This window comes from Curtobacterium sp. MCBA15_016 (genome assembly GCF_001865105.1).
In the GTDB taxonomy this organism is placed as follows: Bacteria; Actinomycetota; Actinomycetes; order Actinomycetales; family Microbacteriaceae; genus Curtobacterium.
In genome coordinates, this window is sequence record NZ_MJGR01000010.1 from 100,444 (window position 1) to 113,371 (window position 12,928).

Below are 12,928 nucleotides of genomic sequence, written 5' to 3' on the forward strand. Positions count from 1 at the left end.
GCGGGCTCGGGGAGCACTGCATTCCCCGGACGGCATGGGCGTCACCGGGCGTTCGTATGATCGACGGCAGAGACCACCGAGGGGGAACCGATGGCATCACCGTGGACGGGCATCATCGAGGACGCGCGGCACTACCCGTCGCCGCACAACTCGCAACCGATCGTCGTGCGCGTCGAGGACGACCGCACCGCGACCGTGTTCTACGACCTGCGCAGGGGGTTGCCGGCCGAGTCGTTCGGCATCCCGTTCGGCCACGTCTGCGCCGGGGTGTTCCTGGCCGGGCTCGACGTGGTGGCCCGGGCGCACGGGTTCACCGTGCAGGAACGGCTGGACCACGCCGAGATGGACTTCGGGCGGCTGGACGCCGGCGTCGGTTCCGGCGCGGCCGACGACCACCTGCACCGACTGGGCACGGTCGCGTTGCGTCCGCGCGCCGCCACGGCGGACGACCGGGAGGCGCTGGCCCGTTTCCTCGAACGGCGCACCTCGCGCAGGCCCTACGACGCGACCCTGGTGGACGAGTCCGCGATCCGGGCTGCGGCCGCCATCGCGTCGGCGGCCGGTCACCGCTTCCGCACCACCGCCGACCGGGCCACCGTCGACGAGATCGTCCGGGTCAACCAGGAGACCCTGTTCGACGACCTGCAGCACGACGCCGTGCACGACGAGATCCTGCACTGGCTGCGGTTCTCGAAGCGGCAGGCGGCGGAGTCCGGTGACGGGCTGTCGGCGGAGACGATGCTCATGCCCGGACCGGTGCTGCGGTTCGCGATGGAGCACCGCGGGCTCTGGGAGGCACCCGGCGTCGGCGGGGTCTTCAAGCGCGTGTACCTGTCGACGATGCGCGGCGTCCGGCAGCTCGGGTGGCTCGAGGGACCGTTCTCGTCGCCGGCGGACTACGTCGAGGCGGGACGCACCTTCATGCGGATCTGGCTCGAGCTCACGGCACGGGGCGTCGCCCTGCACCCGTTCGGCACCGTGATCACGAACCCGCGGTCGCACGCGGCGTTCGTCGAGCGCGCCGGCGTCGACGAGTCCGACGGTCGGATGGCGTGGATGCTCTTCCGCTTCGGCCACAGCGCACCGCCACCGCTGGCGCACCGCCGACCCGCGGCGGCGATGACGATCGGGGGTGCCCGGTGAAGCGCGCGGCGGTGTTCTCGGTGGTCTGGGTCGTCGAGACGGTCGTGGCGCTGTTCATGCCGCGCGTCGGCACGCACAAGCTCCTGCTCACGCCGGGCATCGAGCCGCTCCGCTGGACCCTCGGACGCTGGCGTGCGTGGCGGACGGCCGAACGCGCTGCGAAGCGGGTGCCCGCGTACGGGGCGTTCCTGGCGGAGGCGGGGCGTGCCTCCCGTCTGGACACCCGCGGCGGGATCGCCGCAGCGATCTCGGGGCTGCCCGAGATGGACAAGGAGTCGTACGTCAAGCGGTGGAGCATCCCGGAGCGCTGCGTCGACGGTCGGCTGCCCCGGCGCGGGGTCGTCGTCGACGAGTCGAGCGGGTCGAGCGGCACGCCGACCAGCTGGGTGCGCGGGCCCGACGAACGGCAGGCCACACGGCAGCTGCTGCAGCTCGGGTTCTCGCGCACCGCGAAGGACCTGCCGAAGCAGCCGTTCGTGCTCAACGCGTTCTCGCTCGGCGCCTGGGCCACCGGTATGAACGTGACGGCGTCGCTCACCGAGTCGTCGATGATCAAGTCGATCGGGCCGGACCGCGACAAGATCGTGCAGACGATGCGCGAGTTCGGCACCGACTTCACGTACATCATCTGCAGCTACCCGCCGTTCCTGAAGGCACTGTTCGAGGACGACCGGCTCGACTGGAGCGAGTACACGATCGTCGCGGCGTTCGGCGGCGAGGGCATCAGCGAGAACATGCGCGCGCACATCGAGCAGTACGCGCAGGCCGTGCTCGGGTCGTACGGGGCGAGCGACCTCGAGATCAACCTCGGGATCGAGACGCCGTTCAGCGTGCAGCTGCGTCGGGCGATCGCGGCGTCGCCGGAGCTCTCCGCCGCGCTGACGAAGCAGGGTGAGTACGGCGTGCTGCCGATGGTGTTCCAGTTCAACCCGTTCGGCTACCTCATCGAGACGAACGAGCTCGGGGAGCTCGTCGTGACGATCACCCGGTCCGAGAACATCAGCCCCCGCATCCGGTACAACATCCACGACCGCGGGCACGTGGTGCGGATGCGCTCGCTGCGCCGGACCCTGCGCGATCACGGCTTCGACGACCTCGCCGACGCCGCCGAGCTCGACCTGCCGCTGCTGTTCCACTACGGGCGGTCCGACCTGTCCGTCGACTACAACGGGGCGGTCGTCGCGCCGGACGTCGTGCGCGACGTGGTCTACGGCGACCCGGCACTGCTCGAGGCCGTCGAGAACCACCGGCTGATCAGCTACGAGGACGACCGAGGTGACCGGCAGCTGCACATCGCGTTCCAGCTCGCGTCCGGCGCATCGGGGTTCGACGCCGACGGTGCTCGAGGCGCGGTGGTCGCCGAACTGCGGCGGTTGAACAAGGACTTCTCGAACGCGATCCGGACGGCGCCGCCGGGCACGCTGCCGACCGTGGCGTTCTACCCGTACCGCACCGGACCCTTCCGCGAGGACGGTCGCAAGCTCAAGAACGAGTACGTGTGGCAGCTGCCGGCCGGCTCGGTGGACGAGTGGGACCTCGACCTGGCGTGGACCGCCCCGAAGGAGGCCTGACGTGCCGCGGGACCGTCGGGCGTGGCTGGAGCGGCTGCGGGACGGCCGCTTCGTCGACCCGGTGCCGCTCCGTGTGGCGAGCCTCGTCGCGGTGGCGGTCGGGACCGCAGCGTGCGTGGCGTTCCACACCGAACCGACGATCAGCGCGATCGCGGCCTCCGTCATCATCACGGGCGTGGTGGTGGTCGTGCCGAACCTGTGGTTCCCGTACGCCGACCGCGCGACGGCGCGACGGGTGCACGAGGTCGGTGGGCTGCCGATCCGGCTCTGGCTGCCGGTGCGGCGTTGGGCATCCGGACAGCGCGCCGTCGGGGTGCCGACGTCGCTGCCGGTGGTGTGGACGGTCGACGACGCGGGCCTGCACGGGTGGGCGCCCGAGGAACCGGAGCCGGTGTCGACCGTGCTGTGGTCGGACGTGACGTCGATCGACGTGGGCGAGTACCGGCCTCCGTGGTACCCGACGTTCACGATGTCGTGCCTCCGCCTCGAGACCGTCCACGGGCCGGTCCGACTGCGTGCTCGGTACGGCCTCGGGAGCGTCGGCGGCGGCTCGGACCGGCACGACCGCGAGCTGGTTCGCGCGCTCCGGGCCGTGCACCCTCCGGAGCCGCGACCGGTCCCGCGGGGGAGCGCGCTCGGGCTCCCGGGCGACTGAGGGCGCGGCATTGCCGGGCGTGTCGCGGTGCGGGTCAGCGGTACTGCGGCGGCCAGTCGAAGGGCGGCGGCAGGTGCGGGACCTCGCCGATCGTCGTGACGTCGAGCACGACCTCGCGGCGGTTCGTCAGCGCGATGGAGCGCGGGTCGCCGATGAACCTGCGGCCGTCGACCCACACCGTCAGCTCGCCACGGAGCCCGCCGACGTGCGCGGGGCCGAGCGAGACGCCCCACTCGTCGAAGAACTGCCCGAGCGTGAAGGTCTGCCGGGTGGGGGACTCGACGTGCAGGATGCCCGAGGTGTCGTGCGTGTGCAGCTGCGCGGCGAACCGTCGGGTGTCCGAGTGCCCGACGTTCGCCGGCACCGTCACGGGGACGTCGCCGTCGAGGATCGTCAGGTGGGTGTGGACGTGCTCGGCGAGTCGCTCGCCCCAGACGTTGCGCAGTCCGGCGTCGTCCGCGTGCTCGGCGAGGGCCGTCGGCGCGGGCCACGGGGGAGCGGACCGCGCAGTGCCGTCCGCCGGTGCCGTCCCGCCCGCGATGAGCGCCAGGACCGTGAGGGCCGCGAGCGCTGCGCCGACGGCCGCCGGCTTCACCACCGGTCGTGCACGGCGGCGCGGAACCACTCGTCGTACAGCTCGCGGACGGTCTCGTCGAGGCCCGGGACCTCGGGCAGCGAGCCCGCGCCGGCGTTCGACCGGGCCTGCTCCGGGTTGCGTGCGCCGGGGATCGCCGCGGTCACGCCGTCCTGGGCGATGATCCACGCGAGCGCCGCCTGCGGGACCGAGACACCATCGGGCAGCGATGCCGCGAAGGCCTGGGCAGCGCGCACCCCGTCCTCGAAGTCGACGCCGCTGAAGGTCTCGCCCTGGTCGAACGCCTCGCCGTGGCGGTTGTAGTTGCGGTGGTCGCCCTCGGCGAAGGACGTGTCCGCCGTGTACTTGCCGGACAGCAACCCCGATGCCAGCGGGACGCGCGCGAGGATGCCGACCCGCGCCTCCTGGGCCGCCGGCAGCACGCGGTCGAGCGGCTTGAGGCGGAACGCGTTGAGGATGATCTGGACGGTGGCGACGCCGGGGCGGGCGATCGCGGTGAGGGCCTGGTCGGCGGTCTCGACGCTGACGCCGTAGGCGGCGACCGAGCCGTCGGCGACGAGCGCGTCGAGGGCGTCGTACACGGCGTCGTCGGCGACGACCTCGGTCGGCGGGCAGTGCAGCTGGACGAGGTCGAGGGTGTCCTGCTGCAGGTTCCGGCGCGAGCGGTCGACCCACTCGCGGAAGTTCGCGGCGACGTAGTTGGACGGGACCTGGTCGGCGCGACGGCCCATCTTCGTCGTGATCGTCAGCGGGACGTCGGGGTTGGCCGCCCGCCACGCGCCGATCAGCTGTTCGCTCCGGCCGTCGCCGTAGACGTCGGCGGTGTCGAACAGCGTGACGCCGGACTCGACGGACGCGTCCATCACGGCGTTCGCGTCGGCGTCGGAGACCGGGCCCCAGTCACCGCCGAACTGCCAGGTGCCGAGGCCGACGACGGACACGGGGCGGCCGGTACGGCCGAGGGTGCGACTCTGCATGACGGCGAGCGTACCCAGGACGGTGCCGGGCGGGATCAGGTGGGGGTGGCGACGCCGCGGCCGAGCAGCCGTTTGGCGGCCCGGGCGCGGGGGATCACCCAGAGAGCGCTCCACAGGCCGAGGCCGATCCAGAGCAGGATCAGCATCGTCGTGATGACCGGTCCGTGCTGGTCCCGCATCGACCAGGTCATCAGGATCCAGATCGTCGAGAGGACGATCTTGCCCCAGCCGGCGACCTCGCGCTCGGCCTGGGCCTGCACGAGGGGGATCCACTCGGCGGCCGGCACGGTCGGGGGCACCTCGCCGTCGAGCACCCAGTTGCGGACGACGACGCTCCGGTCGTACCCGCCCTCGGCGCGCCAGGAGCGGAGCTGCAGGACGACGGCGATCGCGATGCCCACCGCTGCCGCCGGGACGCCGAGGCCGACGAGGAGCGCCGGGGTCGGTTCCGTCCACGACGACGCCACGAGGACGACGAGCACGACGGCGAAGGCGGCACCGGTCGCACCGGCACCCAGCAGCCGCATGCGGCCGGCCTCGTCGAGGACTCCGACTCCGTTCACGGGGATGACGCTACCCGGCGACGACCGGGATCTCCCGGGGCGGCCGCTGTGCATCGACCCGTGGCGTCGGCGGGGCGCTGGCGGCGGTGCGCTGGCGGCGTCGAACCACGGATCCGACATCGAACCGGGACCCGGCGGTTGTTCGATGTCGGATTCGTGGTTCGACGGGGGAGCGCGGTGCCCGGGGACGCGGGTCACGGGTCGCGCGGGACGCGGCGCGAGCCTCAGCCCTGTGCGAGCAACCAGCACATGCCGGCCGCGGCGAACGCCATCGCCCAGCTCACCAGGCTGCCGATGAGGAAGTACTCGGCCTGGTACCCGGTCGTCTCGCGGCGGATCTCCGGGAAGCGGACGATGCCCTTGGCCGCGATCAGCGCCGCGACGACGGGGAACGCCCCGACCAGCGAGAACCCGGCGAGCAGCAGGCGCTCGATCGGGCCGATCATGCGGCCGCCCTGCAGCAGGACCGTGCCCGCGCCGGTGTCGTCGTCGCCTGCAGGCTCGGCGTCGCGGGCATCCCGTCGGGGTCGTCGTGCGAACAGCCGTCGCCCCCGGCCGTCCTCGACCGTACGCCCGACGGTGTCGGGGGAGAGCCCCGGCGGGAGGGCCTGGGCGACGACGACGTTGGCCGAGTCGACCAGGAACAGCGCTGCTCCGACGCCGCCGACGATCGCGGCGAGCGGGACGGCGGCGACGAACGCCGGCGCGGAACCGCGCTGCCACTCGACGACGAACCCCGAGGGATCGACGGACGGGACCGTCAGCAGCAGCACGGCGAGCGCGACCGCGAGCAGGACCGACGGCCACGAGCCCGAACGGCGCCACCAGACCCGTGGCGGCGTGGTCGACGGCCGGGCGTCGGTCGGCCGCACCGGCGTCGTCGTGGCGATCCACAGGGCGGCGAGCACGATCGCGGTGGCCACCGCCCCGACGGGGAGGCCGAGGCCCGGCACGGCGACGACGGCCATCCCGATCCACAGCAGCAGGACCACGATCACGGTCAGGACGCGGCGTGGTGCGGCGTCGGTGCCGGTCCGGGTGCGCACGACGTCGGCCGTCCCGATCAGGGCGAGGAGGACCCCGGCGAGCATCAGCGGCCCCCGTCCCCGAGGACCCGCAGGCCCTCGACCAGTGCGGCGACGCCCGACTTCTGCACGGACTGGGAGACCGCCGACGGGGTGATGCCCTCCTCAGCAGCGATCTGCGCCTGGGTCCGGCCCTGGACCAGCCCGAGGGCGATCCGCCGTGCACGCGGGGTCAGGCGCGCGACGACGTGGTCGCGGCTCAGGAAGTAGGCGTTCACGAGTCGCTCCGTCGGTCCGTGGCGGTCCTCGGCGTCGTGGTACCAGGCCCGGAGGAACGCGGTCCGGCCGTCCTCGCGCCGGTGGGTCTCGTTGATGGCGTCGCGTGCGGACCACCACCCGGGGCCGTCCTGCAGGGGACCGACCGCACCCGCGCCGATCGTCTGCACCGTGCCGCGCCCGATCCCGAACCGGATCTGCACGGTCGGCGGCAGTGCGAGGATCGCGGCCGTGGTCGCGACGAGTGCGTCGGTCAGCGTGGCGTAGATCACCTGGAACTCATCGCCGACGGTGGCGCGCAGCGGATCGACCGCCTCGACCGCTGGGGTACCGTCGAAGGCGCGCTCGACGTCGCGCTGGGCCGCTGCGCGGTCGTCGAGGGTGCGGGAGTCGACGAGGTCGACGATCACCGCGATCACGGGGTCGGAGTGCACGTGTTAAGGATACGACTTCACATCGCCGAAAGTAAGCCTGTGGCTGAACATCGGGCGGGTGTCCGACGCCGTAGACTCGACGTGAGGGCCTTTAGCTCAGCTGGTAGAGCGCCACGTTTACACCGTGGATGTCGTCGGTTCGATCCCGGCAGGGCCCACCGTTCCCGGCGTGGTGCGCGTCGCGCGCGGACCCGCGATCTTCGCCGTCTGCTCGGCGACGAGTCCGCGCATCCGAGTGGCCTGGTCGTCGTCGAGGTCGTTCCAAGCGGTGTCGATCCGGTCGGCGACGTCGTCGTACACCCGTTGCACCTCGACGCGGGCGCGGTCGACGTCCAGGCCGGACTGATCGGCGAGCTTCGACCAGTGGTCGAGTGTCAGCTCCTGCGTGTACTGCGCGCCACCGATGCGCATCGCGAGCTGCTCGTCGTACCCGGGCCAGAGGCGCGTGGGCAGGGCGTCGTAGAGCGGCGCGAGTTCCACCCCCGCCGGTCGGAGCAGGACCGAGTAGTTCTTCGCGTGCGCGTCAGCGTTGCCGATCGCTGCGTTGAACGCGGCCTGCCGGAGGAAGTCGTGCGCGGCCGTGCCCGACGCATCGTGCTGCAGCAGGAGCTGGAGGATCGGCTTCGCTCCGATGCGGTACTTGTCGGCACCGGACCTGCCGAGTGCCTGTGCGAGGTCCTCCATGTGGAGTCGCGCGGCGAAGCCGGACGGTTGCGGTGCCCGGTCGAAGCGCTCAACGAGGTACGCCTGCTCGCCGACCACGTCGAGCACGTCGGCTCGCGGGGCGACGATGCCGATGTCCGCTGCCAGGCGCTCGGCCGCGACCTCTGCATGCTCGGCTCCCCGGTTGGCGGAGAACGCCGGCTTGATGATGTGCGTCGACGGGACCGACGCGTTCGGCCAGAACCAGGTACCGGCGACGTTCGCGAGCGCGAACTTCGGCTGCGTACCGGCGAGAGAGAACCGGGCCGGGTCGCTCCGCTCCCACCAGCGATCCGGATCGTCGTGCAGGCTGCTGATCCGGAACGCGATCGCGTCGTCGTCGGCCAGCAGCAGCGCGGTGGCCGCCGGCTGCGGCAACTCCGGTGCGGGGAGGAGCACCAGCCCGCCGGCGACGTCGCCGCCGACCTCTTCGAGGAGGTCGAACGTGCTCGTCGAGCGGGCTCCGGTGACGCGACGCATCCAGTCGCGGGCTTCGGGCCGATCGGGCAGGAGGTTGTCGAGGAACCGGCCCGGTGCCCGGTCGGAGATCTTGCCGTCCCGGGGCAGGGACAGCGACACGGGTGTGTCCGGGGCGGCATCGTCGTAGCGGAGCGTGATCCGGCCGCTCCCGTCGACGGCGAACTCGCCGACGTACTGCCCTTCGAGCCAGGCGTGGAGCACCCGGTTCACGCGGAGTCCCGGACAGCTCCGGTGGGCAACGCCAGGGGGTGCACGTCGAGCGCGTTCACGACCCGGAGGACGGTGAGCATGGTGTCGACCTGCCGCCCGGTCTCGACGGCGGCGACGTCACCGGGTGTCGTGCCGGCACGGTCGGCCAGTTGTGCGCGGCTGAGGCCGTGGATCGCCCGTTCGTCGGCGACGACCCGCGCCAGGCGCTCGGGCGAGTTGAGGTACCGCCGCTGTGGTCGGGCGAGACGGTCGGCGACGACGTCGTCCTGGTGTTCCAGTGCCGCCCGGACCAGGAGTTCTCCGAGCGTGAAGCCCGTCGGGACTTCCGCTTCGCGGAACCACGCCCGGATGAGCGCTGCCGGTCGGTCGGAGGCGCGGAGCCGGCCGAGGTACGCGGCGATGCGTCGGCGGTCGGACCCGGTCACCTCACGGACGGTCTGGTCGCTCAGTGCACGGAGGAACAGGCGCCGCGTGCGCTCGCTCATCGGTCGGGTGCCGACGGCCGGCGTCGTGGCGACGCCATCGTCGAGGATCCAGGCACGTCCGACCCGTCGTGCCGGGAGACGGCCCTGCTGCGCGAGCGCGCGAGCGCGGCGCGGCGAGATGCCGTGCTGCGCCGCGTACTCGGAGATGGTGGTCACGGGTGCGAATCTACGCCGTGCGGAACAGGAAGTGCAATCGATGACGCATGCCGATCCCGGCAGGGCCCACCGCAGTGCGGACGCGACCGCCTGCGGGACGGGAGGCGCGGCGCGGCCCCGCACCGCGCCTCCCGTCCGCCACCTGGTGACGGTTCCCGCTCAGGAGACCTGACCGGCGCGCGCGCGGGCCCACAGGTCGACGTCCGCGATCCCGACGGAGTGCTCGTCGATGGTGCGGAGCTCCTCGTCGGTGAAGGACGTGTTCGCCAGGGCGGCGACGTTGTCCTCGACCTGGGACACGCGCGAGGCGCCGATGACGAGCGACGTGACCCGCTCGTCGCGGAGCGCCCAGGCCAGCGCGAGCTGCGCGAGGGACTGGCCACGTGCGGCGGCGACGTCGTTCAGGGCACGGAGGTGGGCGACCACCTCCGGTGTGATGCTCGACGCGTCGAGGGACTTGCCGGCGGCGGCGCGGGAGTCCTCCGGGACGCCGTCGAGGTACTTGCCGGTCAGGAGCCCCTGCGCGAGCGCGGTGAAGCCGATGACGCCGAAGCCGAGTTCGCTCGCGGCGTCGAGCAGCCCCTCGGTCTCGATCCAGCGGTTCAGCATCGAGTACGAGGGCTGGTGGATGAGCAGGGGCGTGCCGAGGTCGCGCAGGATCGCGGCGGCCTGGCGGCTGCGCTCCGCGTCGTACGACGAGATGCCGACGTAGAGCGCCTTGCCCTGCTGGACCGCGGTGTGCAGGGCGCCCATCGTCTCCTCGAGCGGGGTGGACGCGTCGAGGCGGTGCGAGTAGAAGACGTCCACGTAGTCGAGACCCGTGCGCTGCAGCGACTGGTCGAGGGAGGCGAGGACGTACTTGCGGGAGCCGCCGCCCTGGCCGTAGGGACCGGGCCACATGTCCCAGCCGGCCTTCGTCGACACGATCATCTCGTCGCGGTACGGCCGGAAGTCCTCACGCATGAGGCGCCCGAAGTTGACCTCTGCGGCACCGTAGGGCGGCCCGTAGTTGTTCGCGAGGTCGTGGTGGGTGATGCCGAGGTCGAAGGCGCGGCGACTCACGGCACGTTGCGTCTCGAAGGCGACGTCGTCGCCGAAGTTGTGCCAGTAGCCGAGCGAGAGCAGCGGCAGGTCGAGGCCGGAGTTCCCGGTACGGCGGTAGGGCATCGTGTCGTAGCGGTCGCTGCTGGCGGTGTAGGTCATGCCGTCCATCGTGGCAGGACGCGCGGCCCCGTCGTTCAGGACGCGGTGATCACGTTCGGCGCGAAGCGGCACCAGTAGTCGGTGATGGGGCCGTCGGACTCGCGGATGCCGACGCCGAACGACTCGCCGTCCACCACCCACGAGCCGAGCACCGGGTGGTTGTGGCCGCGTGATCCGGGGAAGTCCGGCAGCTCGTGGTACTGCTGCCACACCCGTTCGCCGCCGGTGCCGGCGCGGCGGTACTCCGAGCCGTTCGTCGTCACCGAGCCGTCCGCGCGGTGCACGGCGATGCCGTCGCCCTCGCGCCCGAACACCGGCTTCACGACGAAGTCCGTCATGCCGTTCGGGCCGTCGGCGAACGCCGGCAGCAGGTTCTCGTGGCCCGGGAACAGCCGCCAGAGCGCGACCAGCAGCAGCTTGTTCGACAGGAACATCTTCCACGCGGGCTCGTACCACCGGCCGAGGCGGCCGCGGTCGCTGACGAGGAACGCGCCGAACTCCTGGTCGCCCTCGGCGCGGTCGTCCCCGGAGACGAGGTCCTCCCACGGGTAGAGCTTGAACAGGTTCCGGATGACCGGGTACTGCGTGCCGTCCTCGTCGCCGGGCAGCGTGAAGACGCTCCGGGACGAGCCGGCGGGCTCGGCGTTGCCCACGAACTGCCGGGCGACCGCGTGCCACCCGATGTCCTTCATCTCGATGCCGGTGTGCTCCCACCCGGCCTCGCCGGCGAGGTCCCGCATGTACGCGACGGTGTTCCAGTCCTCGCCGGCGGTGTCGAGGTCGGAGTGGGCGACGAAGAGCCGACCGCCCTCCTCGGCGCGGAGCGATGCGTGGAGCAGGGTGCGCCAGCGGGCGACCATCGCCTCGTGGATGCCGTTCCACTGGTCGGTGTCGGCGGGCAGCGTCCCGTCCGCGATGCGGTCCTGCAGCCAGTGCCACTGCGTCACCGAGGCCTCGATGAGCCCGGTGGGGGTGTCGCCGTTGTACTCGAGCATCTTCGCGGGGGAGCCGTCGCCCGCGTACGCGAGGTCGAAGCGGGCGTACACGTCCGCTTCGCCCTGCTCGAGCGACCACGCGGCGAGGTCGAAGCCCTCGCGGGTGAGCCCGAGGGTGCCGAGTTCGCCGGAGGCGAGGTACCGGGCGGCCTCGAGGCACATGCGGTGCAGCTCCTCGGTCTGCCGTTCGAGCGCCTCGACCTCGGGCAGCGTGAACACGTACGCCGCGCCGTCGTTCCAGTACTCGACCGCGGTGCCGTCCTCGCGCACCGACCGTGAGTAGATGAGGCCGGTCTGCTGGATCCGTCGCTGCCAGTCCGGGCGCTCGGTGAACTCGACGCGCTCCATCAGCCGCCGAACCCGCCGTGCTCGCCGGACCCGCCGAAGCCGCCCTTCGTCACCGAGCTGCCGCGGGACGAGATCCCCGACTCCGCGGTCTTGCCCGACGGGAGGCTGGCGGTGCCGCCCGACACGGCGTCGCCGACGGCGGGGACCTTCGTCGCACGGCTGCCGCTGAGCGGGAGGTAGTACCAGCCGGCGTGCCCGCCGTGGTTGTTGCAGTCGTCGTCCGGCAGGCGCTTCTGCGTCGAGTTGTCGCGGCAGATCTTCGCGTAGTCGCTGTCGACCCCGGACCCCTCCCCGCAGCCGGTCAACGACGCGGCGAGGGCTGCGACGACCCCGATCGAGACGACACGGGACGCGCGACGACGAACACTCACGAACGGGAACAGTACCGGGGCGGGCGGCACCGTTCCGGCTCGACACCGCCTTCGCAGCGCGACCTGTCCGTTCGCTCAGCTCCCGCGACACCGCGTCCGCCATGCTCGGGGCATGGAGTGGTGGTCGGTCGTCGTCGCGATCGTGGGCGGGTTCGTGATCGTGTGGGGCGTCGTGGTGATCGCCCTGGTGGTCGCCGCGCGTCGATCGGGCGACGGCCTCCGGCTGGTCGAGGCGCTCCGGCTCGTCCCCGACGTCGTGCGGCTGGTCCGGCGGCTCGTCGCCGACCCGACGGTGCCGCGGGGTGTGCGCATCGCCCTGGTCGCACTCCTCGGGTACCTGCTGCTGCCGATCGACCTCGTGCCGGACTTCGTGCCGGTGATCGGGTACCTCGACGACGCGGTCGTCGTCGCGCTCGTGCTCCGGTTCGTCACGCGGCGGGCGGGCGCGGCGGCGGTGGACCGGCACTGGCCGGGTACGCCCGAGGGGTTGCGTGCCGTGCGCGCCGCGGTGGGGCTGTCGGGGTCGTGACCGTCCCCGCGACGGAGAGCGGTCGGCCAGTCCGGCCGGCCATCGCGAGCCGCGGATCAGACGGTCCGGCGCGTCGCGACCGCGGCCCCCACGACCGCGGTCGCGGACGACCGGACTCCCCACACACCGCTCAGCATGCTCCGGTCGCCCCGCGGGTGCATCCTCCGGAGGGATGAAAAGCTGATGGCCACTCAGCGAGCGCTGCGGCCC

The 12,928-nt window shown here is 72.4% G+C and carries 13 protein-coding genes, 1 tRNA gene and 1 pseudogene; 5 read left to right on the forward strand and 10 right to left on the reverse strand.

What is annotated here, in order from left to right:
- Positions 1-90 precede the first annotated feature (90 nt).
- Genes BIV03_RS04775 through BIV03_RS04785 form a run of 3 tightly spaced genes read left to right on the forward strand, consistent with a single transcriptional unit; the run spans position 91 to position 3,369 of the window.
- Entirely contained in the window at positions 91-1,143 is a 1,053-nt protein-coding gene (locus BIV03_RS04775) for a hypothetical protein (protein WP_071294844.1), read from the forward strand.
- The gene (locus BIV03_RS04780; protein ID WP_254790733.1) at positions 1,140-2,714 is read left to right on the forward strand and encodes a phenylacetate--CoA ligase family protein; all 1,575 of its coding nucleotides are present in this window, start codon (positions 1,140-1,142) and stop codon (positions 2,712-2,714) included. The genes BIV03_RS04775 and BIV03_RS04780 overlap by 4 nt, the downstream gene beginning before the upstream one ends.
- Before the next feature lies 1 nt (position 2,715).
- A complete protein-coding gene (locus tag BIV03_RS04785; protein WP_071294845.1) occupies positions 2,716-3,369 on the forward strand; it encodes a hypothetical protein in 654 nt (217 codons plus the stop codon).
- A gap of 34 nt (positions 3,370-3,403) precedes the next feature.
- Here BIV03_RS04785 and BIV03_RS04790 read toward each other — a convergent pair whose 3' ends face one another.
- From BIV03_RS04790 to BIV03_RS04810, 5 genes are all read right to left on the reverse strand, one after another.
- Entirely contained in the window at positions 3,404-3,964 is a 561-nt protein-coding gene (locus BIV03_RS04790) for a hypothetical protein (protein ID WP_139201861.1), read from the reverse strand.
- Positions 3,961-4,941: an aldo/keto reductase gene (locus BIV03_RS04795; protein WP_071294847.1), complete on the reverse strand. Its 981-nt coding sequence runs from the start codon at positions 4,939-4,941 to the stop codon at positions 3,961-3,963. The genes BIV03_RS04790 and BIV03_RS04795 overlap by 4 nt, the downstream gene beginning before the upstream one ends.
- A 35-nt stretch (positions 4,942-4,976) precedes the next feature.
- Positions 4,977-5,504: a hypothetical protein gene (locus BIV03_RS04800; RefSeq protein WP_071294848.1), complete on the reverse strand. Its 528-nt coding sequence runs from the start codon at positions 5,502-5,504 to the stop codon at positions 4,977-4,979.
- Between the two features lie 224 nt (positions 5,505-5,728).
- Positions 5,729-6,595 (reverse strand): hypothetical protein, encoded by an 867-nt coding sequence (locus BIV03_RS04805; RefSeq protein ID WP_071294849.1) that lies wholly within the window; start codon positions 6,593-6,595, stop codon positions 5,729-5,731.
- Positions 6,595-7,239 carry a SatD family protein gene (locus BIV03_RS04810; RefSeq protein WP_071294850.1) on the reverse strand — a complete coding sequence of 215 codons (645 nt, stop codon included), beginning with the start codon at positions 7,237-7,239 and terminating at the stop codon, positions 6,595-6,597. Before BIV03_RS04810 ends, BIV03_RS04805 begins: the two co-directional genes overlap by 1 nt.
- 85 nt (positions 7,240-7,324) lie before the next feature.
- Here BIV03_RS04810 and BIV03_RS04815 point away from each other — a divergent pair.
- A tRNA-Val gene (locus tag BIV03_RS04815) sits at positions 7,325-7,397 on the forward strand.
- Here the strand turns inward: BIV03_RS04815 and BIV03_RS20290 are convergent.
- From BIV03_RS20290 to BIV03_RS04840, 5 genes are all read right to left on the reverse strand, one after another.
- Entirely contained in the window at positions 7,357-8,631 is a 1,275-nt protein-coding gene (locus BIV03_RS20290; protein WP_368086570.1) for a HipA domain-containing protein, read from the reverse strand. The genes BIV03_RS04815 and BIV03_RS20290 overlap by 41 nt on opposite strands.
- Positions 8,628-9,272: a helix-turn-helix transcriptional regulator gene (locus BIV03_RS04825; protein WP_071294852.1), complete on the reverse strand. Its 645-nt coding sequence runs from the start codon at positions 9,270-9,272 to the stop codon at positions 8,628-8,630. The genes BIV03_RS20290 and BIV03_RS04825 overlap by 4 nt, the downstream gene beginning before the upstream one ends.
- A gap of 159 nt (positions 9,273-9,431) precedes the next feature.
- On the reverse strand, positions 9,432-10,475 hold the full coding sequence (mgrA, locus tag BIV03_RS04830; RefSeq protein ID WP_071294883.1) for an L-glyceraldehyde 3-phosphate reductase: 1,044 nt from the start codon (positions 10,473-10,475) through the stop codon (positions 9,432-9,434).
- 35 nt (positions 10,476-10,510) lie between these two features.
- Positions 10,511-11,818: a glutathionylspermidine synthase family protein gene (locus BIV03_RS04835; RefSeq protein ID WP_071294853.1), complete on the reverse strand. Its 1,308-nt coding sequence runs from the start codon at positions 11,816-11,818 to the stop codon at positions 10,511-10,513.
- Positions 11,818-12,189: a tRNA-dihydrouridine synthase gene (locus BIV03_RS04840; RefSeq protein ID WP_254789616.1), complete on the reverse strand. Its 372-nt coding sequence runs from the start codon at positions 12,187-12,189 to the stop codon at positions 11,818-11,820. Before BIV03_RS04840 ends, BIV03_RS04835 begins: the two co-directional genes overlap by 1 nt.
- A 112-nt stretch (positions 12,190-12,301) precedes the next feature.
- Here BIV03_RS04840 and BIV03_RS04845 point away from each other — a divergent pair.
- Positions 12,302-12,604, forward strand: a pseudogene (locus BIV03_RS04845) (YkvA family protein); the annotation flags it as partial.
- Between the last annotated feature and the right edge of the window lie 324 nt (positions 12,605-12,928).